This window comes from Azospirillum sp. TSO5 (assembly GCF_003116065.1).
GTDB lineage: Bacteria > Pseudomonadota > Alphaproteobacteria > Azospirillales > Azospirillaceae > Azospirillum.
The window spans coordinates 21,999-45,074 of sequence record NZ_LGQY01000059.1 but is presented as its reverse complement, the minus strand read 5'-3'; the positions used below and the strand labels follow the sequence as shown (position 1 = coordinate 45,074).

Genomic DNA, 23,076 nt, shown 5'->3' with positions numbered 1-23,076 from the left:
CACGTCGATAGGAGGCATGTGGACGGGCAGCAATGCTCGAAGCTAAGCCTTACTAATCGCTCGATCGGCTTGATCTCACCGGGCGCCATGCACAGCGGTAAGCCGCTTCATGGACGATCTGAAGACGCATCCCGTCACTTGAAACTCGGTTTTATCGCGAACAGCGAAAAGGCCGCCTCCCGTATGGGAAGGCGGCCTTTTCGCGTCTGGAGTATCGGTCTTCGCCTACTCGCCCAAGCTCTTGAAGCCCATGTCGCTGTCGGCGACGGTGACGAACCAGTTCTTCGCATCGCCGACCGTGCCGGCAAGCTCCGGCTGGTCGAGCGCCGGCCGCACCATCATCCGGGTCGGCGTGCGCAGGCCGTTCTTCAGGCACAGGAAGCCCATCATCGACAACGGCCGCGCCGCCTGGGCATTCAGCGTCCGGCACATCAGCGCGACCATGCCCTGCCGGCGCGCCAACTCGGTCATCAGCGAGAACGCCGCCACCAGCCAGCCCGGCCGGGCCAGATAATCGCAGACCACGCCGACCGGCTCGCCCTTCCAGTAATCGACCCGCAGCACGACATAGGCCAGCACGGTCTCGCCCCGCATGACGTAGAAGCGGCGGAAGCGGTTGGCCTGCGGCGTGAGGTCGAAGCGCCAGTTCAGGAAGGCCCAGTCGCGCCGGGCGATCACCGGATGCTGCGCCGAGGCCGCTTCCCACAGGTCGTCGACGCGGTAGTCGAAGCGGTCGATCTCCACCAGCCGGGCGCCGAGCAGCTTGGCCGACAGCCCGTAGCCCATGGAGGCGGCGGCCAACGCCGGCTTACCCACCCCGGCGACCAGCTTGGCCAAGCCACCGCCATAAGGGCTGACGCGCAGGCAGCGCAGCGGATCGATCACCCGCAGATAGGTGGGCACATTGCCGAGATCGAGCCAGCCGCCGCGCTTGTAGGACTTGTAGGCGGCCTCCGTCATCGACAGCGACACGGCGAGGTCTCCGGCCGCGGAGTGGGTCTCCGACAGGGCCGGACCGACGCCGCGCAGGCGCCATTCCGGGGCGACCATCAGGTCGATCGCCCAGGAAGCCCGCCGGTTGCGCTCGCCCACCTTCAGGGCGAAGGGGATGCCGCCCTGCTGGCCGACCACAGCGCCATTGCGCTTGCACAGCCAGAGTTGCGGTCCCTCATGCTCCCGCTCCGGCGGTTCCTCGAACAGCCAGTGGAAATGGTCGGGACACAGCTGGATCGCTTCGGCACCGAAATGGGCGCGCTGGAAGCTTTCCAGTGCGGCATGGTCGCCCGGTTCATATCGGGCGACGCCACGTTGCTTCCAGTCGATGACGCTCATGCCTCATCCCCGACGGACACCGGCTGCACCAGATGGGCATCGCGCAGGATGCGGGCCGACGTGCGGCGCTTGGCGGTGATGTCCTTGTAGACGCGGTGGACCTGCGGAACGGTGAGGTTCAGCGCCGCCGCGGCCTCTTCTTCGCTGGCACCCCGACCATAGGCGCAGAGCGCCAGGTCCAGCTTGTCGTAGGGCAGGGCGTAGTAGAACTCCTCCTGCGACTGCGGCAGGGTGTAGGTGTCGGTGCTGGGCGACTGCGCCTGGATTTTCGACGGCAGGCCGAGATAGGCCGCCATCTGGTAGACCTGCGACTTGTACAGGTGGGCGATCGGCTTCAGGTCGGCCAGACCGTCACCGCCGCGCACGAAGAAGCCCAACTCGTACTCCAGCCGGTTCGGCGTGCCGAGCACGGCGTAGTTCAGGCGGTCGGCATGGGTGTATTCGACCGTCTTGCGGATGCGCTGCTTCAGGTTGGTGGCGGCGACGACGTCGAGATAGACGTCCACCGGCATGCGGCTGGTCTGGCGCTCGCCGTCGGGCGATTCGACGGTCAGGGTGAAGTAGTTGACGCGGTCGGCGTCCAGCAGATTGCCGGCCAGACCGATCTTCTGCTTCCAGCCCGGGCCGAATTCCGGGAACAGCCGGCGGATGGCGTTGTCGCGCCGTTCGTAGCAGCCCAGCGCCTCCAGCGGGCCGGTGATGTTCTCCATCGCCGGGGTGACGCCGAGATGCTCGCAGAGCAGGGTGCCGAGGCGGGTGCTCTTCGGCGAATTCTCCTTTTCCGGCATCAGGATGCACTGCACGCGCTCCGGCCCCAGGGCGCGGACGGCCAGCGTGGCGCAGACCGAGCTGTCGATGCCGCCGGACACGCCGAGCACGATGCCCTGGCGGCGCAGATCATGGGCGACGATGCGTTGGATGGCGTCTTCGATCTCGCGCGCCGCGGACGCGCAATCCAGATCGAGGGCCTTGGAGTCGAACGAGGACAGGGCGTTCAGCATGGTCACGGTTCCCGATGGGGGTTGATGCATCGTCGGTCGGAAAGGATCGCGGCGGTCAGGCCGCGGTGGGCTGTGACGTGGCGGTCCGGGCGTCGCCAGCCCGGTCCTCCAGCACGTGAATTTCGGCACGATCCAGAGCATCGCGCTGGTCGCGGATGCGCTGGGGCAATTCGTCGTGGACGTAGTGGGCGAGTATCTGCAGGGTCAGCGTGCCGACCAGCGCCATTTCCTCCCGCTCGCCGGCCATGCGGCCGTTCTGGCGGTGGGCCTTGTCGGCCAGCGCCGAGACGGCGTCGATGTCGGTCAGCCCGTAGCGGGCTAGCGCATCCGGCGACAGCAGGTCGCGGACATAGTCCGGGGCGCCGTCGCCGAACAGGGCGGTGGTCATCGGTGCGCGATAGGGCCGCTTCGGCCGCTGGAAGATCTCGGCCGGCAGATGGCGGGCGGCCAGCTTGCGCAGGGCCAGCTTGTCGCGCAGGCCCAGCATCTTCACCCGGTCCGGCAGGGCGGCGCACAGGTCGTCCACCGCTGGGTCGAGGAAGGGATAGCGGACCTCGATGCTGTTGGCCATGGCGACCCGGTCGCCCTGGGCCGACAGCAGGTAGGGGGTCATGAAGGTGGCGATCTCCGCCCACTGGCTGCGCGCCAGCGGCGACCAGCGCGACCAGCCGTCCGGCAGATGGGCCGCCACATGCGCCTCGAAGGCGGCATCGTCGGCCGTGGCCTGGACATCGGCCGACAGCAGGCGCTGCGACCATGCGGTGTTCCGCCAGCGGGTGCGGTGGGCGTAGAAGGTCTCGTCGGTGTCCATCATCCCGCGTTTGAAGAAGGCCTGCCACAGCGGGCTGTCCTTCTGGCCGTTGACGGCGGCGAAGGGATGGACGCGGCCAAGGAGCTTCGGCCGCGCCTTGCTGCCGGGCTGGCGCGCCCAGAATCGGCGGACCTTGTCTTCCTTGAAGATGTCGTAGCCGGCCAGCCACTCGTCGGCTCCCTCGCCGGACAGCACGACGCGGATGCCGCTCTCGCGCACCAGACGCGACAGCAGGAACAGCGGGGCGGGAGCGGTGCGGACCAGCGGCGCCTCGCCGTGGCGGATGACGTCGGGCAGGGCCGCCTGGATGTCCTGCGGGCTGCACAGGATGTCGTGATGGTCGGTCCCGACATGGCCGGCGACCAGCCGCTGCTGCGGCGTCTCGTCGAAGCCGGCGTCGGTGAAGCGGACGCCGAAGCTGTGCATGTGGGTGGTGTCGAGCTTGCGGGCCAGCGCCGCGATCACCGAGCTGTCCAATCCGCCGCTGATGTAGACGCCGACCGGCACGTCGGCGCGCAGCCGCAGGCGGATGGCGTCGAGCAGTTTCTCTTCCAGCCGGTCGGCAGCCTCGTCCAGCGACAGGTTGGCCAGCGCCGGGTCGGTGGCGAAATCGGGCTGCCAGTAGCGGTCGACATGCAGTGCCAGCGTGGAGTCGACGCGGATGGCGGTGGCGGCCGGCACGCTCTCCACCCCGGCGAACACGCTGCCGTGCGGCGCGGTGCTCCAGTGGGTGAAGACCTGGGCGAGGCGGGCCGGATCGAAGGCTGGAGTCACCCGGCCGTCGCCGAACAGGGATTTGGCCTCCGACGCGAAAACCAGATGGTCACCGCGGCGGGCGTAGAACAGCGGCAGGATGCCGAGCCGGTCGCGGACCAGCCACAGCTCGCGCCGGCTGGTGTCCCACAGGCAGATGGCGAACTGGCCGTTCAGCTTGGCCCAGGTGGCAGGGCCGTATTCCTCGAAGGCGTGGACGATCACCTCGGTGTCGGTCTGGGTGTAGAAGCGGTGGCCGCGCGCCTCCAGCTCCCGCCGCAGTTCGACATGGTTGAAGATCTCGCCGTTGAAGCTGATCCAGAGGGTGCGGTCCTCATTGTGGATCGGCTGGAAGCCGCCGGCCAGACCGACGATGCTGAGCCGTGCATGGGCGAGCCCGATCCGGTCGTCACGGTAGAAGCCGTAACCGTCCGGGCCGCGGTGCCCCAGCATGGCGATCATGCGCTTCAGCTCGTCCAGACCGGCCGGTTCGGCACGCGATCCTGCGAGAACTCCGGCGACACCACACATGAGCGTGCTCTCTGTCCTGGGGTGGGTGTTCTGGTGGTGTGTGTTCTGTGTTGGGGGCGCTTTGCCCCCTCCCTAACCCTCCCCCGCTACGCGGGAGAGGGGACAGATGCTGCGGTTGGACGTCCTCCCTCTCCCGCAAAGCGGGGGAGGGTCGGGGAGGGGGCCTGCGCCTGCACTTCCTCCACGAGTTCCGCCCGCCGGATCTTCCCGGAGTCGGTCTTGGGCAGGCTGTCGCGGAACTCGATGAATTTTGGGACGAGGTGGCTCTCCAGCCGGCCGCGGCAATGCTGCCGGATGGCCGCCTCGGAAATGGCAGCACCCTCGCGGGGAACAAGGAAAGCCTTGACCGCCAAGCCGTCGGCATCGTCGGGGACGCCGATGACGCAAGCCTCCAGCACGCCCTCCAACTCGTACAGCGCGTTCTCGACTTCCTTGGGGCTGACCTTTTCGCCGCGGCACTTGAACACGTCGTCCTTGCGGCTGACGAAGTAGAGGTGCCCCTCGGCGTCCTGGGTGAACAGGTCGCCGGTGAACAGCAGGGTCTCGCCTTGCGGACCGCGGCGCAGGCGCCGGGCGGTTTCCTCCGGCCGGTTCCAATAGCCGCGCATCACGTTGGCGCCGCGCACCACCAACTCGCCCACTTGGCCGGGGGGAAGGCGGTTGCCGTCCTCGTCGGCGACGAAGGCTTCGCAATTCGGGATGGCACGGCCCACCGAAGTCGGCTTCAGGTCCAGATCGGCGGGGTCGAGCGTGCTGATGCGGGTGCAGCACTCGGTCATGCCGTACATGGAATGGAAGACGGCCTGCGGGAAACGCTCGCGCAGCCGGCGGAGATGGGCGGCCGGCAGCGGGGCGGCGGCGTTGGTCAGGTAGCGCAGGCTGCCGAGATCGGCGGTCTTCGCCGCCTCCAACCCCAGCAGGGTGGAGAAGACGGTCGGCACGCCGGGCAGGCCGGTGACCCGGTGCTGCACCATGCGTTTCAGCGTCTCCATCGGGAAGGCGAAGGAGCGCTCAAGCACCAGGGTGAAGCCGACGCGGGCGCCGGTCAGCACCTGGGACAGGCCGTAACCGAAGGTCAGCGGCAGCACGCACATCACCACGTCGTCGGGGGTGTTCCCCAGATAGGTCGAGATCGACCAGCTGGTGTTGACGTAGTTGGCATGCGTCAGCATCACGCCCTTCGGCCGGCCGGTGGTGCCGGACGTGTACATGATCGCCGCCAGATCCTGGTCGATCAGACCGGGGTCGACCGGCTGGCGATGCGGAGCAGCCAGGGCATCGGCATAGAGCAGACCGGTGGCACCGCCGGGCAGCCCGGCGCCGACCCACAGAACCGCCGGCGGCGTTTCCACCGCCTCCAGCGCCGGCAGGACCTGCCGGGCCAGCGCCGTCGGGACAATCAGGACCCGGACGCCGGCATCGGCCAGCAGGTAGGTCAGCTTGTCGGCCTTGGTCGAGGGGTTGACGGGCACGAACACGCCGCCGGCCTTCAGCGTGCCGAACAGGCCGGCGACATATTCGATCGAGTTCTCCAGCATCACCGCCACGCGGTCGCCGCGGGCGATCCCGGCGGACTGGAGCGCACAGGCGACGGCGTCGCTCTCGCGGTCCAGCTCGGCGAAGCTGCGGCGGACATCCCCGGCGATCAGCGCGGTGCGGGAGGGATCCCGCCCGGCCGTCTCGCTAAGGTACTGGTGAACCAGATGGGCCATGGAACTGTCCTTCTTGCCGTCGCCCGTCTTTTGGCCGTGTCCGCCGTCGCTGGTCCTGCAGGATCAGGCGGCGTTGCGGAGTTCCTGCTTGCGGTCGACGAAGCTGGCGATGCGGTCCACCGATTCCAGGTTGTCGGCGATCATGTCGTCATCGTCGACCGCTATGCCGAAGCGCTCTTCCAGGAAGGCGACGACGTGCATGATGCCGGTGCTGTCGATGATCCCCGACTCCAGCAGGGATTCGCTGTTGTCGAAGCCGGAGTCCTTGCCGAGCAGGAAATTCTCCACGATGAAGGCGCGGATTTCCGGCAGGGCGGGAGCGGTCAGGGTCGTGTCGGTCAGGGTGGCGGTCCGCATGTCTCTGAAAACTCCTGCTGGGTTCGGTCGACGTGGGTTCGGTCGAAACGATTTCTAACGAGGTCTGTCGAAATGGGGTCGGTGTGGACGGGGCCGGGTGGCTCGCGGGGAGGATGTCGGGGTATGGGGTCTGTGGCGTGGGTCCGGCCATCCCTTGTCATGTGTCCCGCGGTGGATCGGCTCCTTGTTTTCGCATTCGCGTGATATGCAATTTTATTGTGATGGAGGCGGTGGTTTGCGAGGGCTCAAAGGATAGGAGTGGATTGAAGTCTGTGGTTAGCCACTCTGTTGTCCGGTAATAGGGCTTGTCGCTTGCCTCTAGACATTAGGCTTGGCGCGGCCGGTCGCGGTCATACGCCCGCGGACTTGGGTTTTGCCATCGAGCCTGCCCATTCGGGCGTCACCCCGCCGGCCGGGCTGTCGGCGGCGGCCTTGCGCTTGCGCAGCCAGGCCGGGATGCCGGTCAGCTGGACGCTGAGCCACTCCACCGTCGCGTCGTCGGACACCGGGAAAGCCTTCAGGCGCAGCGGGTCGGTGGAGGCGTCGTTCCAGCCGGGATCGATGGTGCGGGCGGTGCGGTATCCGGCACGCCGGATCTCCTCCACCTCGCGGTCGCTGAAATCGCCGTTGGGGAAGGCGAAATGGCGACAGGGCCGGCCCAGCGCCTCCTCCAGTTCGCTGCGGCAGAGCGCGATCTCGTCGGCACAGCGGCCGTCGTCGCATTGCAGCAGGATTGGATGGGTGCGGGTGTGAGCGCCGTAATCGGCGACGTCGGTCATCCGCGCGATCTCGTCCCAGGTCATCGCCTGACGGTCGGCACCGTCGCTGTCGGGATCGTCGCCGGCTTCGGCCAGCAGGCGGCGCCGTTCGGGGTCGGGCACCCGCTTCAGCCGCTCCACCCCGATGCCGTCGGCGGCGCCGGTCTTCCACCAATAGGGGCGGGCGGTGCCGACGATCTGGCTGCAGAGATAGATCGTCGGCCGCAAATCGAACTCGCGGAACAAGGACGCAAGCGCCGTGTTGTTCCGATGCCCATCGTCGAAGGTGATGACCAGCGGATAGGCCGGCAGCTTGTCCCAGCGGCCGGTTTCCATCGCGGTGGCTACGGCATCCAGCTTGGTGAAGCCGTAATGCTTGGCGTACCAGCGCAGATGCTCGCGCAGCACCTCAGGGTCCGGGTCGTGGTAGACGACGATGGTGACGGCGTGCCGCGCCTTCAGGAAACGCTGCATCGCACCGAATCCCGACCAGCGCACCAGATTGGCAATGGCGTTTTTCATGGTGCCCCTTCCTTCATGTCGATGCTCCCGGTCCCGGCCGCGAGCGGTCCGAACCGGAAGCGGCCTGCCGCGTCCGCGTCAGCCAGTCGTGCTTTTGGTATGGCCCGCCGGTCCGGAGGCCGGCACCGGTCCGGCGGGAACGGCAGGCGTCGTGGTCAGGCTGCCGCGGGCGTTGCGGCGGTAGATCTCCAGCAGACGTTCGCGGAAGACGGCGACGTCGAACTGGCGCTCCCACCGTGCGCGGGCGCCGGCGCTCAGATTGCGGCGCAGGTTGCGGTCGTCGATCACGCGGGCCAGCGCGTCGGCCAGCGCGGCGACATCGCCCGGCGGCACCAGGAGTCCGGTCTCGCCGTCGGCGATGGCGTCCGGAACGCTGCCGACCGGGGTGGCGACGATGGTCAGCCCCTCCGCCATCGCCTCCAGCACCGACATCGGCAGGCCTTCGAACATCGAGGGCTGGACCAGAACATGGGAGTTGGCCAGTTCGCGCCGGCAGCCGGCCTGATCGAGCCAGCCGGTGAAGCGCACGCGGTCGGCGATGCCGAGATCCGTGGCGAGGCCGCGGTAGGTCTCCAGATCGCCGTCGCCGGCGATGGTGACCTGCCAGTTCCGGTCGCGGCAGGCGGGGGAGGCGAGCGCGTTCAGCAGGACGTCGATGCCCTTCAGCTTGATCAGCCGGCCGAGGAACAGCAGGCGCACCGGACCGGCGAAGCCTTCCTCCGCATCGTCGCGCACCGGCGGGGAGACCGGACCGGGCACGGCGTTGTGCAGCAGGGTGGTGCGCTGCCGCGTCTCCGGCCCGAAGGCCTCCGCCACCCAGTCGCGCCAGAATTCCCCCAGAACGACGATCTCGCTGGTCATCGCCATCATGCGGCGGATCGCCCAGCGCATCAGCGGGCTGCTGTCCTTGAAGTGTTTCGGGAAGCGTCCGCCATGCAGGTGCAGGACGACCGGCACGCCGAAGCTGCGGGCCATGGCGATCAGGATGCCCTTGCGCAGGACACTGCCATATTCCGCCATATGGATGTGGACGAGGTCGGCCTTGCCGGCGGCGAAGCAGCCGGCGAGACGGGCGGTCGCCCGTGCGAAATAGAGGGGCATCAGGTGGAATTTGCCGGGACCGTAGCTGTCGACCACCTCGAACTTCACGTCCGGGCAATTCTGCCTCAGGTCGGTCGTGAAGTTGTCGACCACACGTCCCATTCCGCCTTTCTCCTGCGTGCCGCCGGGGGAGACGATATAGATCATGTCCGCTCCTGATCCTTTCCCTGCCCGCCGTTCCTGCGTTGCGCCCCGGCTTTTACCGTGTGACGACCGTCCTTCGACGGCTGCGGCGGGCTTGTTATGCTTTTGGCGTCGGTCCCTTACCGGCTCGTTCTTCATGCCGTACAGGGAGATGCGTGGTGATGCGGCCGGTCGACCGCCGCCGTTTGGATCATGCCGCTGCCGTAGGCCGGGCGACGTCCACGTGCAAGTTTACGCGATACGTCACCCGCACGCTGTGGAGCGACCGAACGGGTTGGCTTGCCGGTATGGTTACCCAACCTGTGCATGTGCACCTTCCTTACGGTCATACCCGCCATGATTGTTTTCCAGACCGATCATCGAGGCGGCCATGACTTTGGATCATCGCCGTTTGGAAGCGGTGGCGGCCGATCCGGCCAGCTTGTCCAGCTCCCCCGACAACTCGACGCCGCTGCGGTCCAACTCCTGGTAGATCGCCAGCAGGGACTTGGCGTAGGCGTCGATGACGAACTGCTTCAGGAACAGGCGCCGGCCATTCTCAGCAAGGCGGCGGTAGAGAGCCGGGTCGTGACCGACCTGGACGACGGCATCGGCCAGCGCCTGCGGATCGTTCACCGGGATGATCCGGGCGGTCTCGCCGTCGGTCAGCACCTCCGGGATTGAGCCGACCGGCGTGGTGATGACCGGCAACTGCGCCGACAGCGCCTCCAGGATCACCATCGGCAACCCTTCATGGGTGGAGGGCAGCAGCAGCATGTCGTGCGAACGGATGTGCGCATGCGCCTCCTCCCGGCCGATCCAGCCCAGGAAGCTGCAGTTCTCCGCGATCCCCAGTTCGGCCGCCATCGCGCGATAGCCGTCGACATCGCCGCCGCCGCCGATGGTGATCCGGAAGGGCTGTCCGCGCTCCTTCAGCAGCGCGCCGGCGCGCAGCAGCGTGCCGATGCCCTTGCGCTCCGACAGGTTCGCGAGCACCAGCAGGGACAGGACGGCGCCCGGCTCCGGCGGCGCTGGCGGGCCGAGGTCGGCGCCGACATCGGGCACGGCGTTGTAGAGCACCCGGATCTTGTGGGGGTCGGTGCGGACCGACTGGACCAGGAAATCGCGCCAATTGTCGCCCAGCACCACCACCCGGCCGCAGCGGTTGAACAGCCAGCGGCTGATGGCACGGGCGAAGATGCCGCCCTCGAAGAATTCGACGAAGGACGCGCCGTGCAGGTGGACCACCGTCGGGCAGGACATCAGCCCCGCCACCGCCTGGACCGCCGCCTTGCGCAGGAAGCTCGCCCGCTCGGACACGTTGATGTGCACGACGGAGGCTTTGCGACGCGCCAGGATCCAGGCCATGCGCGTCAGGGTCATGCCGAGATATAAGGGTGACAGCAGAACGCTACCGGTGCCGCGTGTATCGAGGATGATGGATCGGGTCGTGCCCGACTTGTCGAACTGGTCGACCACGTAACCCGTCATGCGGCCGATGCCGCCGCCGCCGTCGAGTGCACCCGGCGTCGCGAACACGATCGCGATCCGGTGGGATGCATCCGGCGGGCTTGCGGGGATACGGCTGTCGTTTGTGCTGTCCATAAGCGTCTGGGTCCTTTTTCGTGCTCAGGCGGCGTCGGACGCGGAGAACAAGGCTTGCCGCAGGCGGCGGCGAAGACCGACCGGCATCAGCGAATGCATGGTGAAGGTGGCGAGCGCCATCGGCGTCGGCTGCCCGTCGCGCAGCGCGGAATTCAGGATGCGCCAGCGCGTGCCGGCGGTGCGGGCCGCCTGCTCACCGCCGGTCGCCTGCAGCAGCAGGCTGGCATAGGCGCGCGGCGACAGGTGGTCGCGCATCGACTCCGCCCATTCCAGGGCGTGATTGATGTTGTGGCAGGTCGAAAGTGTGACGCGGTTGTTCTCGGTGTAATGGACGGCCATCACCTCGGGGATGTGGACCAGGGCCACGCCGTCGATCCGGCCGCAGGTGATCAGCCATTCCCAGTCGTCGAACCGGGATTCGGGAATGGGGTTGCGCAGCAGAAGCGCCTTCGGCGCCAGCAGCGTCGTGGTGGGGGCGAAGGTCTCGCCCTTGAACAGGCCGCGGCGGACGAACAGGTAATCGCCGATGGCGTCGGCCGGGGTGGCGAGACGCCGCGGCCAGGCGAAGGTGCCGCGGGCGGTCACCACCTGGCAGCGGCAGCTGACGATGGGAAGGCGGATGCCGGCCGGGCGGGCGCCCATCTGCAGCGCCACCTTCTCCGGCATCCAATGGTCGTCGTCGTCGAGGAAGGCGATCCAGTCGCCCCGCGCGCTGCGCACCCCGATGTTGCGCGCCTCCGCGGCGCCGTGGTTCGTCTCGAGTTCCATCACGGTCAGCCGCGGGTCGGCCAGCGTCGCCAGATGGGAGGCGGTGGCCGGATCCGGCCCGTCGATCACCACGACGACGTCCAGGTCCCGATAGGTCTGGTCGAGAGCGCTGAGCACCGCCCGCATCACCATGTCCGGGCGATTGCGGGTGGGGATCACGACGGTAACCTTTTCATTGCTCGCCGGGTGGTAACTGTTCGCCGGTTCTTTCTTCGGGCTCATGGGTCTGCCTTCGGTCGAAGCAAAATGGGAAGGGTCGCTGGGAAAGGGGCCAGGGGCCCGAAATCGATGGTCAGGTCCGTGGCTAGAGCGCCCGGCTCTGGCCGGCATAGGCGGGGGCGACGCCGGCAGGCGCATGCCGCCGCAGGCGATGCTGTTCCTCCGCCCGGTCGTTCAGCAGGCGCTGCCAGCGGCTTTGCTGGATCAGGCGGACGACGGCGATGGTGGCGATCACCCAGTTCATGGAATGGCGCTCGGCGAACACGCTCTCGGACACCGACACAGCCAGCAGGGCGCAGCCGACGGCGAAGGCCCAGGCGGCTTCCGGCCGGCTGTTGCCGTAGCGGGCGGCGAAGAAGCCCTGGAACAGCATGCGGCTCAGCACCACCAGCACCAGCGCCACGCCGACGAGGCCGAGGTCAAGCGTCAGCTCCAGCCAGCCGCTGTGGGCCGAGGTGATGCCCCAGTCGCGGGTGAAGCTGGCGCCCGGCCCGTTGAAGCCGAACCAGTAGGCGGCATAGCCGTAGCCCAGCAGCGGCCGTTCGGTGACCGACTGGACGATGTGCTGCCACAGCACGGTGCGGCCGGTCAGGGTCGGGTCGCGGCCCAGGGCATAGAGCACGTCGTACCAGAAGGTGGCGCCGGCAGTGACCATGATGACCAGGAGGGCCGTCAGCAGCGCCATGGTCGGGGCGAAGTTGCGGATGCTGCCGCGCAGCATGGTGGTGGACAGCAGGGCGACCGTCACCAGGACCGAGGTGACCAGACCGGTGCCGGAGCGGCTCATCACGATCAGCAGCATCGCAAGCAGGATCAGCGGCCGCGTGACCCAGCGGCTCTGTTCCTTCTGCCAGTCCAGCCAGACCAGCGCCAGCATCAGCCAGACCATCATGCGGCCGGTCACGTTCTTCTGGAAGAACACGCCCTTCCAGGCGCCGACATGCTGGGTGCTGTCCAGCCCGATCGAGGGCATCGCGAAGATCATGTAGAAGGACACGAACATCAGGAACGACAGCCCGACCACCAGCAGCCGCATGATCTCCGGGAAGCGGAAGCGCAGGGCGAGCCAGATGCCGAACACCGTCGTGAACATGAAGGCGATCGACCGGCGCAGCGTCACGTCCGGAAACAGCGACCACAGCGCGGTCAAGAAGGCGAAGGCCATCATCGCCGTCAGCGCCGGGCTGGCGAAAGGAATCTGGAAGGCGATGCTAGGCCGTAGCGCGATGGCGGCGAGCACCAGCAGATAGAGGCCGCCATAGAGGACGGTGACGCCGGCGGACTCAAGATCGCCGGCCAGAGGGTCGCCGCCGGTCAGCATCAGCGGAAGCACGGAGCCTCCGAAAGCGATGATGCCGATGACGGCGATGCTCTTTTCCAGAAAATCCAGGACTTTCATCGGCTTTCCCTTGCTGCCGTACCGCGTTCGGCTGTGCAGACCTGAAGATGCGGTTGGCACCCCCCTTCTCGTAGGCGGGCGGTGGCATTAGACCGAAGGAGGCCGGACCCGAAAGGGGTAGCCGCTTTCGCCCGCCCCCCTTCCTTTGCCGGCCGAAAAAGGGAATGGAGCCGAAGGGCTCCAATAAGAAGACCCCCGCGCGGGTGCGCGGGGGTCCGGCTGGCATTCGGTTCGGGGGCGGGGCGGGTTACGACCCGTCGCCCTTCAGGACCATCACCGCGGTCTTGCACAGGATGAAGAAGTCGAACAGCAGGCCACAGTTGCGGACATAGAAGACGTCCATCGCCACGCGTTCCTGGAAGGTGGTGCGGTGGCGTCCCGACACCTGCCAGTAGCCGGTCAGGCCCGGACGGACGGTGCCGATCACCGCGGCGGAGTCACCCACCTCCGGCAATTCCTTCGGCATGTAGGCGCGCGGGCCGATCAGGCTCATGTCGCCCATCAGGATGTTCCACAGCTGCGGCAGCTCGTCGAGCGAGGTCTTGCGCAGGAAGCGGCCGAGCGGGGTGATGCGCGGGTCGACCGTCAGCTTGTGGTAGGTCATGTACTCTTCGCGGGCGACCGGGTCGTTCTCCAGCAGCTGCTGCAGCTGCTCCTCCGCGTCGACATGCATGGAGCGGAACTTCAGCAGGTCGAAGGTCTGCTTGCCGCCGGCCCAGCGCTTCTGCCGGAACATCACCGGGCCGGGGCTGTCCAGCCTGATGGCGACGGCGAGGCCCAGCATCAGCGGCGCCACCAGCACCAGCAGGATGGACGACAGCACGATGTCCATGGCGCGGCGGATGCGCAGGTAGCCGGTCGGCGGACGGACGCTGACGCGCAGGGCCAGCGAGCCGTGCAGGTTGTGATAGGTCGCGTCGACCGCGCTGACATTGCCCTCGCCAAGCACGCAATAGACCTGGCGGAAGGGCAGGGTGCGCACGAGGCCGGTCAGGTCGCTGCCGTGGCGGCCCATGTCGGCGACGATGGCGGCGCTGGCCTGGCCGGCGACGGCGGGCGACTTGGCCAGCAGTTCCACCGGACCCATCACCGGCAGGCCGGCGACGCGGGTCTGCCACAGGCTGTCGTCGTCGTCGACGAAGCCGACCGGACGCATGCCGAGCCAGGGCAGGCGCTGCAGCTTCTCGGCGATGGCGGCACCCTGCGGGCCGGCGCCGACGATCACCACCGGCGTGCGCCAGTCCAGCGCGCTGGACAGCAGCCCCTGGATCAGCAGCAGGTCGGCGACATAGGTGACCGCGAAGCCGAGCAGCGCGATCGACAGCGCCTCCACGAAGAAGGAGCGGAACCCCTCCATCACGATGAAGGGCACGGCCAGCACGGCGCAGCACAGGAAAGCCGCCTGAAAGGTCCGCCGCGTCCGTTCCATGTAGTCGAAGCGGCCCAGCGTGTAGATGCCGAACACCGACTTGACCAAGGGCACCAGCATCAGGCCGGTCACCAGCGACCGCTGCCACGCCGCGGCCTCCAGCGGCTCGGTCAGCGCGTCGGCGCCGAGGAAATGGTTGAGCGTCCACCCCACCAGGGCGAGGACCAGCCCGTCGGACAGTGCAAGCAGCAGCCCGGGGGCGATCGTCGGGATCGTCGCCTTTTTCGCCGAGGTCAGATCGATGACCACATCTGGGTCCAGTTTGCTCATCGCAGGTCCCGTGGTTGAAGGGAATGCCAGCCACCGCACGGCCATTCGTGCGGATGGTCGCTCGTCATCAGCGTCTCTTGGGATTCGGCCGGTCTTTACTTTGCTGCGCCGCCTCAATCCCAGCTGCGCATTTATGTAAAGATCGCTCTTTCATGATTTCGATCGGCCGATCCGCAGTTCGTTGAGGACGAATTAGGATGAGGAGGCTTGGCCAGCAACAGTGCATACGGGCGTTGATTTCGCGTCCGCGATACCACTGGGGTTTCAAAGGGTGCGGGTGTCCGAATATTTAAGGGGATACTTTCGGATGCCGTCTCCGGCGGGGATAGCGTTTCGGGTTAGCGGCAAGGTGGTGTCGCACCCCCGGCGGCACGTTCGATCTCCGCAATTTTTGGGTAGAGGCTGGTAAACTCTTCCCCGACCGGCCGGAACGGTGGGGCGCGAAGGGGGATGATCGCCGAACTTGCGGAGTGGGTCCGCCACCCGGATTTACCGAAGGGAAGCGCCGGGCAATTCCGAGCGGGGGCGTGGCGCGAAGGAGCCCTTGCCTGTTGCGGGGCGTAGGAGGCAGCGTGCGGGCTCGCCGGAAAGCCTAATCGGAACGTCCTGGTTCTCTGGCCGAAGCCGTGGTGACTAGCACCGAAGAGTGCTGCGGTCGCTTCAAGGCCGAATTGACGCTTTCCCAGCCGCCGCCAAGATTTGGCGCGTTCTTTTTCCTTATCTGCGCCCGTGCAACCCACCCCATGCGACTTGGCGGACGCAGCGCTCCCCTCTCAGGCGGGACCGGGAAAAGAAGCGGACTATAGGGGGCGAAGGAAACCGGATGGCTCTCGAAGCTGGTACGATCATCAAACATGGCTGGATGTTCATGGTGGCGAACGTGGTCAACCGCGCCGCGGGACTGCTTCTGCTGCCGCTCTATACGAAGGTCCTGTCGCCGGCGGAGTTCGGCGTCTATGCCCTGATCAGCGTCGTCGGCGACATCGTCGCGGTCATGCTGATGATCGGGATGATCAACGCCTTCACCGTCGTCTATTTCGAACATGCCGACACCCGGGGCCGAAGCAAGGTGGTCAGTACCACCATGATCGGGCTTTGGGCCGCCTCGCTGCTCCTGCTGGCGGTGGCGCTGCCGGCGGGATGGGGCGCCAGCCACCTGCTGTTCGGCGGCAGCGATCAGGCGCCGATCATCGCCTTCGCCTTTGCCGGCATCGCGTTCAGCGCCGTCTTCGAGCTGGCGCTCGCCTATTACCGGGTCCACAAGCGGTCGGGCACCTGCCTGCTGATCTCGGTCGGCAAGGCGGTGGGGCTGATCGGCCTCAACCTCACCTTCCTGCTGGTGATGGACCTGGGCGTGACCGGCATCTTCCTGGCCAACGCCATCACCTTCGTCGGGCTGGGCATCGCGCTGACGGTGGCGATCCTGGGCGCGAACGGCGTCGGCTTCTCCTTCGGGATCCTGAAGCGGGTGTCGGTGCTGGGCCTGCCCTTCATGCCGCAGACCATGCTGGACATGGGCAACCAGTTCGCCATGCGCTATCTGGTCAACCTGTTGATGGGCGTGGCCGCGGTGGGCGTGCTGTCCTTCGGGCTGCGGCTCGCCACCATGCTCTACATGTTCCTGACCGCCTCCTTCCTGCAGATCTGGTCGGTCAGCCGGATCGAGGCCCAGCACGACGTCGGGGACAACACCGCCGGGCGCGAGCAGTCGGAATTCGTCTTCTACCTGTTCGTCGTCCTGCTGTCGGCGGCGGCGCTGGGCATGGCGCTGACCTCGCCGGAGGTGCTGTGGCTGATCGCGTCCAGCGAATACGACACCGTGCTGCCCTGCATGCCGCTGCTGGTGCTGGCCTATGTGCTGCACGGCGTGCGCATGCATGCCGAGGTCGGGCTGGTGAAGACCAAGAAGGTCGGCGTTCTGCCGGCGATCTCGCTGGGCGGGCTCGCGGTCGGCACGGCGATCATGGGGGTGACGCTGGGGCCGCTCGGCCTGATGGGCGGTGCCATCGGCGTGCTGGGGCGCGAGCTGGTGATGCTCTGCGTCACCGAGACGCTGTGCCGCCGCCTCAGCCCGAAGGAGCCGCCGCTCAGCGTTCTGCGGGTGACGGGCATCCTGGCGCCGGCCGCCATCGCCTATCTGGCCGGCCTCGCCCTGTTCGGGTTCGAGGTGAACCCAACCTTCACCGCGGCCAAGGTCGGGCTGACCATGCTGTTCGCCATCGTCACCCTGTTCGGGCCGAGCTTCGGCAAGACCGACCGCGCCATGCTGTTCCGCATGCTCGGCCGATTTTTTCGCCGGCCCCAAGCGGCCTGACGATCAGCCTGACAACGATTAAACCGGGAGGATCCCACCGCGATGCAGGATGTTCCGCGCTACACATATCGGCAGACGGTCGCGGCGGACGCCATCCGCTACGGCGGCGGTTCCGGCCTTGGGGCGGTGCTGAAGCTGCTGGCGGGAAACCGCATGTTCCGGGTGACCTTCACCCTGCGCAGCTGCCAGGCGGCCGATCGGATGGGAGGGCCGTTGCGCAAGCCGCTGCTGGCCGCCTGCCGGCTGCTGCATCGCTGGACGCAGCATTCGGCGGCCATGGATCTGCCGTGGGAGACCCAGGTCGGACCCGGCCTGCGCATCCTGCACGGCTGGGGGCTGGTGGTGAACGCCAACGCCCGCATCGGCGCCAACGTCACCCTGTTCCACGGCGTCACCCTGGGCCAGAAGGACGATCTGCTCCCCACCGGCCGGGTGACCCATTACCCGGAGCTGGGCGACGGCGTCTGGGTCGGGCCGCATGCGGTGATCATCGGCGTCAGCGTCGGCGACGAGTGCATCGTCGCCGCGTCCTCCGTCGTCACCAAGCCGATGCCCCGGCGCACCGTCGTCGCCGGCAATCCGGGAAAGGCGGTGGCGGAGGTCAGCATTCCAGACATCCCGCATCCGGCCCCGGTCGGCACACTCTCCACCCATACGACCGCCGCACAGGCCTCGCCCGTTCCGGGCTGATCGCCGGACACAATACGGAAAGGGGCCGGCAGCATCCTGCCGGCCCCTTTCCGTCGTCGTTACACCGGTTGCGGTGAAGCCGATCCTCAGGCCGCGTGGGCCATCGGGTCGTGCCACTCCATCCCGTGATAGGCGGTGTCGATGGCGGTGTGCGACAGGTCGGTGACCGAGCTGTCGATGCTGGCGACGGTGGCCGTCGGCAGGTGGTCGACCGTCGTGTCGTTGGCAGCCGTCACCGCGTGGGCCAGCAGGTCGGCCGAGCTGAGCGAAGCGGCGGCGGCCTTGGCGGCGGCGTCGACGATCGTGCCGGTGCCGGTGGCGTCGGCCAGCGTCGCGGCGCTCGGGTTGGAGATCTTCAGGCTGAAGGTCTCGTTGCCTTCCGTCACGCTGTCGCTCAGCACCTTGACCGTCACGGTCTTGGCGGTTTCGCCGGCGGCGAAGGTCAGCTTGCCGCTGGTGGCGGTGTAGTCGGAGCCGGCCTTGGCCGTGCCGTCCACCGTGGAGTAGTCCACCGTGACCGGGCTGCTGGACGCGGCCGACAGCTTGACCGTGAAGGTGGCGTTGGCGGTGTTGGCGGTGGTGGTCGGGGTATCGAAGACGGCGCCTTCCATGGCGGTCTTGATGATGTTGATCTTGCTCTGGTTGATGGTCTTGTAGTCGTCCATCAGGATGCCGCCGACGTCACCGGACTCCGGAGTCCAGGCCCAGAAGGTCCAGCTCATGCCCTTGTCGCCGGCCGCGATGTCGCTCTTGCCGTCCAGGTTCCAGTCGCCGTTCAGGTACTTGGCCATGGTCTTGGCCCAGGTCTGCTCGGCCGTGCTGTTGAACTGGCCGCCCCATTCGCCCAGCATGATCGGCGCGGTGTCGTTCTTGTACAGATAGCCCCACATCTTGTCGTACTGGGCCGGCAGGTTGTTCGGGTAGTTCGGATCGTTCAGCCAGCTGAACTGCCCGACGCTCTGGCCGTAGGCGTGCGGCGAGTAGACGAGCTTGTTGGGGGTGTCGAAGTGGATCGGGCGGGACTGCGCACCGGCGAGCGTGCTGCTCCACTCCGTGCCTTCGACGAACAGCAGCCAATCCTTGTTCACGCTCTGGATCGAGTTGCCGATGCGCTCGGCGGCCGAGGCCCAGTCGGTGGAGGCGTTGCCGCCCCAGGTGGCCGTCACGCTCGGCTCGTTGTGCAGGTCGGCGCCGATGACGGTCTCGTTGCCGGCGTAATGCTGGGCCAGCATCTTCCAGTTGGCGATCACCGTCGATTCCGGGTGGGCGCTGGTGTACCACAGCCCATGTTCGTTGGTGCCGGCGCCGCCGTCGTTGCGGTGGTGGTCGAGGATCACCTTCATGCCGAGCTTGCCGGCATAGTCGATGACCTTGTCATAGACCTGCAGGCGGGTCAGACCGACCAGATCCGGGTTCTTCGAATAGTCGATGCCGTTGGTCACCGCGCTACTGTCGAACATGGAGTCCGACATGGTCAGGCGGATGGTGTTGAAGCCGACCGACTTCATGCTTTCCAGGTGGTGCTGATAGCTGTCCACCCACAGGCCGGCGGGCACGTAGTTGTAGCCTTCGCCGCCGAACCAGTTGACGCCGGTCAGGCGGACGGTGTTGCCGGCCTCGTCGACGATCTGGTTGCCCTGGGTGTGCAGGAAGCCCTGGATGCCGCTGGACGACTGGCTGCCGGTCGGCTCCGTCACCGTCGCGTCGCTGACCGACAGGCTCGGCTGCGACGGGTTGGTGGGCGTGGTCGGGGTGGAGGTGCTGCCGCCGAACCAGGACTTGTCGGCCTTCACCTCCATGGTGCCGTTCCACCACAGCGCCTTCTGGCCGGCGACGAGGTCCTTGCCGTCCAGCGCACCCTTGTCGATCGACACGATGCTGTCGGTCGGGTTCACGGCATGGCCGCCGATGGTGATCTTGTTGACGTACAGGTTGCGGTCGACGCCGCCGACCACGCCGTCATTGTCGTACTGGATCTGGACCTTGTGGGCGACGTCGGCGGCGACGTTCGCGTTGAAGGTGAAGTCCTTGGCGGCGGTGCCGGCCGTGCCTTCACCGATCTGCTTGCCGTCGACCAGGACCTTGAAGTGGGCGTTCACGCCGCCGGCCGCCGCGCCATACGCATTCACGACGATCGGCGTGCCGCCGGTGGTCGGAGTGGTCGGCGTCGTGGGGGTGGTCGGCGTGGTCGGGGTCCCGGCGGCGCTGGCGAACATGTCCTTGGACATGTTGAAATCGAGCGAGCCGCTCCAGGACAGCATTTCGCGGCCGGACAGGGTGCCCTGGCCGTCAGCGGCGTAGGAGACCGTCGAGCTGGTGGAAGCGATGGTCTTGCCGTTGACTTCGATCGACTTGACCATCAGGTCGCGGTACATGCCGGACTTGTCGGTCGACATCCAGTCGTTGTCGTACACGACCTGGACCTTGTGCGCGGCGTCGGGAGCCACCTTCGTGGTGAAGCTGTACCGCCCGGCGCTGGTGGAATTGACCGTCGCCTGGCCGACGGCGACGCCATCGACGAGGAACTTGAAGTGCGGCCAGACTCCTCCGGCAGACACACCCGAGGCATTGACTACGAAGGTCGTATCGACGGGGCTCGTTGCCATTGGAAGCATCCTCTTTTCCGTGTTTTCGCTGGAGCCCAGACTGGCCGGAAAAGGTTAACGAGCTATTTCAAATTTTAGCGAAATGCGGCTCTAATGCCACTACCACTTGTGAAAAGAATGAGACACAAAAAACCCCTTTGTCGATGCATCGCAGCAACAAAGGGGTTATCTGTGGAGTCAACGTATTGAACGGAAACGGATTTCCGTGGCCGCTTGCGGCGTCAGCGCGGTTTGTGCGCGACCAGGAACACCTCGGGACGGAACATATAGAGCTGACCTATCCTTCCGAGCTTGCGATTTAGGGTTAATGGCAGCTGTCCCAAAAATGCCTCAACCGCCCGCATGTAGCCGAAATAGGCGCGACTGGCGAAATGCAGGTTCAGGCGGCGACGCACCGCCATCGGCACGACATAGACCGCCTCCACGCGGGCGAAGCCGGCCTCCCGCAGCATCGCCGCGGTCTCGCCCCAGCCATATTCGCGCAGATGCATGCAGACCGGCTCGTGTAGCCCGAACACCTCCGACAGGTCGGCGGGACCGGCGAACTTGTGCGGCATGCTCAGGATATATTTGCCGCCCGGCTTCAGGATGGTGTGGACGTTCGTCATGTGGGTGACGACGTCGTCGGGGTGCATGTGCTCCACCACATGGGTGGAGACCACGCTGTCATAGCGGCCGGCCGGCTCGAACTGGGCCAGATGCACGCCGTCGCTGTTCTTCCAGGTGACGTTGGAGTCCTGTTCGATCCAGCTGGCGCCGCGCTCGCGCGTCACTTCGGTGGCGACGCAGCGGTAGCCGTGGCGGGCGAGATAGCGCAGCAGCCGCGCCTTGCCCGATCCCACCTCGTAGACATCCTGCGGCCCGCCCAGCAAGGTCAGGAAATGGCGGAAGTCCAGATCGTCGTTGCGGGTGTGGGCATCGTCCTCCGCCTCGTTCAGCCAGGGGCAGCTGGTGTAGAGCGTGGTATAGGCCTTCTCGAAGGCATCCCAGCGCTCTTCCGGTTTGGTCTCGATCAGCTCGCGGGCAAGCCGCCGTTCCAGGGTCCAGTGGCGCTGGACCATCTCGATGGTGAGCGGACAGGACGGCGAGAGGTGGAACTTCCGCCGGTAGCGCTCGACGAGGGCGTCGTCGGTCCTCCGGTCGGCGGGCAGGCGATCCATCGGCAACGTGTCGGCTGTATTCTGCACGATCGACCTCTCCATCAGGGGGGTGCCGGACGCAATGAGGGACTCTAATCGGGCATGGGGACGGACGCCCGCACGCGAAGGAGAAAAGGTGCGAACCTGTCGGAGGGGAAGGTGATCGACACAGGCTTACCCCGCCTGCGCATCGCGTCCGCCGGACCTCAGCCTGACCGCACCCTGCCGGTGCGCGCCTTCTCCCGCAGCGTGTCCACCACCGCCGTGTAGAGCGGCAGCGGCCGGGAGTTCTCGTCATAGGGGGAGGGGTGGGGGTGCAGGTCGGGATGCTCCCGCGCGATGAAATTCAGGTCGGAGCGCAGGTGCCACCAGCACAGCTCCTCCACCCGCGCATTGTCCAGCATGTCGGCCAGATAGTTGCGGGCCAGTTGGGCCATCGCCCGATCCTTCTCCGCCCGCGACCAGGATCGGGGCAGGCGCGTCTCGTCGACATCCATCTCGGTCAGATGGACGGCGAGGCCCAGCTTGTCGACCGCGCGCAGGAACTTGCGCATGCCGGCGCTGTCATAGGGCTTGCCGCCGATCAGGTGGCTCTGCAGCCCGATGCCGTGGATCGGCACGCCGCGCTTCACCGCCCCGGTCAGCCAGTCGAGCAGATAGGCGCGCTTGCGTTGCTGCCACCCCTCGTCGATCTCGATGCCGAACTCGTTCAGCACCAGCTTCGCCTTGGGGAAAGCCTTGTGCACGTGGTGGAAGAAGGGATCGAGCCATTCCGGCCCCTTCTCCGCGCCGCCGGCCGCCACCCACCACATGCCGCGGCGGAAGCCGTAGCGGTCCTGCTGGCGCGGGTGGCTTTCCGCCGTTTCCCAGAAGAAGACCTCGTTGGCGACGTCGATGCGGTAGAAGATGTCGCCGTAACGCTGCCGCACCGTCTCGACCACGCCGGTGAAGCGCGGCCAGACATTCTCTTCGCTCAGCGTCCCCTCGGGCGAGAAATAGGCGTTCTCGGAGATGCCCAGCTCCGCCTGCCGGGCCGCCGGCAGCTTCATGTAGGGCGGCATGCCCATATGCTGCCAGATGATGGTGTGCCAGTTCGGCGTCGCGCCGATGCTGTGTGCCAGCTCCACCGCCGCATCGAAGCGGCGCCAGTCGAAATTCCCCTCCGTGTGCTGGAAGACTCCCCATTTGCCGCCGTTCTCCGGGGTGACGACGTCGCATTCGCGGGCCATCAGCTTGTCGAGCATCGGATCTTCCGGATCGACGAAATGGTCGCGGGCGGCACCGTGGCGGATGCCCAGCGCCCGGCAGGCCTCGCGCAGAGTCACCGCCGGCTCCGCCGCCTCCGCGTGGCTTGCGGCGGCCTCCGCCGGGGCCGGGCCGCTGGCGCCGCGGCAGCTCGCCAGCACCGCGGCGGCGGCGGCGGTCCACATCAGATCGCGCCGGCTTGGACGCCATTCAGGGCGCCACTGGGTGCGCGATTTGGGAAAACCGGGCTTCGGACTCTCGGTCATGCGGAGGGGCTCTCTCTTCCGGATGGTGGGGCCGGCAGCAGGTTCCGGGCATGGAGAGACCCCTCCCTCCGGGCGCCGCAGCGTCGGTGAGGGAAGGGCCTCTGGTCGAAGGAGCTTCAGGTCAC

At 67.0% G+C, this 23,076-nt stretch carries 16 protein-coding genes; 2 read left to right on the top strand and 14 right to left on the bottom strand.

Translation table 11 applies throughout. The features are described from left to right. Positions 1–225: 225 nt before the first annotated feature. The 11 genes from TSO5_RS16945 to TSO5_RS16895 form a co-directional block, all read right to left on the bottom strand. Positions 226–1,332 (bottom strand): GNAT family N-acetyltransferase, encoded by a 1,107-nt coding sequence (locus TSO5_RS16945; protein WP_109152651.1) that lies wholly within the window; start codon positions 1,330–1,332, stop codon positions 226–228. Further along, positions 1,329–2,333 (bottom strand): NAD(+) synthase, encoded by a 1,005-nt coding sequence (gene nadE, locus TSO5_RS16940; protein ID WP_109152650.1) that lies wholly within the window; start codon positions 2,331–2,333, stop codon positions 1,329–1,331. Before nadE ends, TSO5_RS16945 begins: the two co-directional genes overlap by 4 nt. 55 nt (positions 2,334–2,388) lie before the next feature. Beyond that, entirely contained in the window at positions 2,389–4,428 is a 2,040-nt protein-coding gene (gene asnB / locus TSO5_RS16935; protein ID WP_109152649.1) for an asparagine synthase (glutamine-hydrolyzing), read from the bottom strand. Positions 4,429–4,514: 86 nt separating this feature from the next. Continuing rightward, positions 4,515–6,140 (bottom strand): class I adenylate-forming enzyme family protein, encoded by a 1,626-nt coding sequence (locus TSO5_RS16930; RefSeq protein ID WP_247870792.1) that lies wholly within the window; start codon positions 6,138–6,140, stop codon positions 4,515–4,517. A 63-nt stretch (positions 6,141–6,203) separates the two neighbouring features. Next, positions 6,204–6,497 (bottom strand): acyl carrier protein, encoded by a 294-nt coding sequence (locus TSO5_RS16925; protein WP_085083499.1) that lies wholly within the window; start codon positions 6,495–6,497, stop codon positions 6,204–6,206. Positions 6,498–6,847: 350 nt separating this feature from the next. Next, the gene (locus TSO5_RS16920) at positions 6,848–7,777 is read right to left on the bottom strand and encodes a polysaccharide deacetylase family protein (protein WP_109152648.1); all 930 of its coding nucleotides are present in this window, start codon (positions 7,775–7,777) and stop codon (positions 6,848–6,850) included. Positions 7,778–7,855: 78 nt separating this feature from the next. Next, positions 7,856–9,025, bottom strand: a complete 1,170-nt coding sequence (locus TSO5_RS16915; protein WP_247870791.1) for a glycosyltransferase family 4 protein — start codon at positions 9,023–9,025, stop codon at positions 7,856–7,858. A gap of 378 nt (positions 9,026–9,403) precedes the next feature. After that, complete coding sequence (locus TSO5_RS16910; RefSeq protein ID WP_109152647.1) at positions 9,404–10,606, bottom strand: glycosyltransferase family 4 protein; 1,203 nt, start codon at positions 10,604–10,606, stop codon at positions 9,404–9,406. A 24-nt stretch (positions 10,607–10,630) separates the two neighbouring features. Continuing rightward, positions 10,631–11,596: a glycosyltransferase gene (locus TSO5_RS16905; RefSeq protein ID WP_109152646.1), complete on the bottom strand. Its 966-nt coding sequence runs from the start codon at positions 11,594–11,596 to the stop codon at positions 10,631–10,633. 82 nt (positions 11,597–11,678) lie between these two features. Beyond that, positions 11,679–12,992, bottom strand: coding sequence for an O-antigen ligase family protein (locus TSO5_RS16900; RefSeq protein WP_109152645.1), 1,314 nt, complete (start codon positions 12,990–12,992; stop codon positions 11,679–11,681). A gap of 247 nt (positions 12,993–13,239) precedes the next feature. Then, the gene (locus TSO5_RS16895; RefSeq protein WP_109152644.1) at positions 13,240–14,691 is read right to left on the bottom strand and encodes an exopolysaccharide biosynthesis polyprenyl glycosylphosphotransferase; all 1,452 of its coding nucleotides are present in this window, start codon (positions 14,689–14,691) and stop codon (positions 13,240–13,242) included. A gap of 823 nt (positions 14,692–15,514) precedes the next feature. On the opposite strand from TSO5_RS16895, the gene TSO5_RS16890 reads away from it, so the two are divergent. Further along, entirely contained in the window at positions 15,515–17,005 is a 1,491-nt protein-coding gene (locus tag TSO5_RS16890) for an oligosaccharide flippase family protein (protein WP_109152643.1), read from the top strand. Between the two features lie 42 nt (positions 17,006–17,047). After that, positions 17,048–17,695 carry a serine acetyltransferase gene (locus TSO5_RS16885; protein ID WP_109152642.1) on the top strand — a complete coding sequence of 216 codons (648 nt, stop codon included), beginning with the start codon at positions 17,048–17,050 and terminating at the stop codon, positions 17,693–17,695. Positions 17,696–17,781: 86 nt separating this feature from the next. Here TSO5_RS16885 and TSO5_RS16880 read toward each other — a convergent pair whose 3' ends face one another. The 3 genes from TSO5_RS16880 to TSO5_RS16870 form a co-directional block, all read right to left on the bottom strand. Then, entirely contained in the window at positions 17,782–20,301 is a 2,520-nt protein-coding gene (locus tag TSO5_RS16880; RefSeq protein ID WP_109152641.1) for a carbohydrate-binding domain-containing protein, read from the bottom strand. Between the two features lie 221 nt (positions 20,302–20,522). After that, positions 20,523–21,488, bottom strand: coding sequence for a class I SAM-dependent methyltransferase (locus TSO5_RS16875; RefSeq protein WP_109152640.1), 966 nt, complete (start codon positions 21,486–21,488; stop codon positions 20,523–20,525). Positions 21,489–21,646: 158 nt separating this feature from the next. Next, complete coding sequence (locus tag TSO5_RS16870) at positions 21,647–22,951, bottom strand: endo-1,4-beta-xylanase (RefSeq protein WP_109152639.1); 1,305 nt, start codon at positions 22,949–22,951, stop codon at positions 21,647–21,649. Positions 22,952–23,076 lie beyond the last annotated feature (125 nt).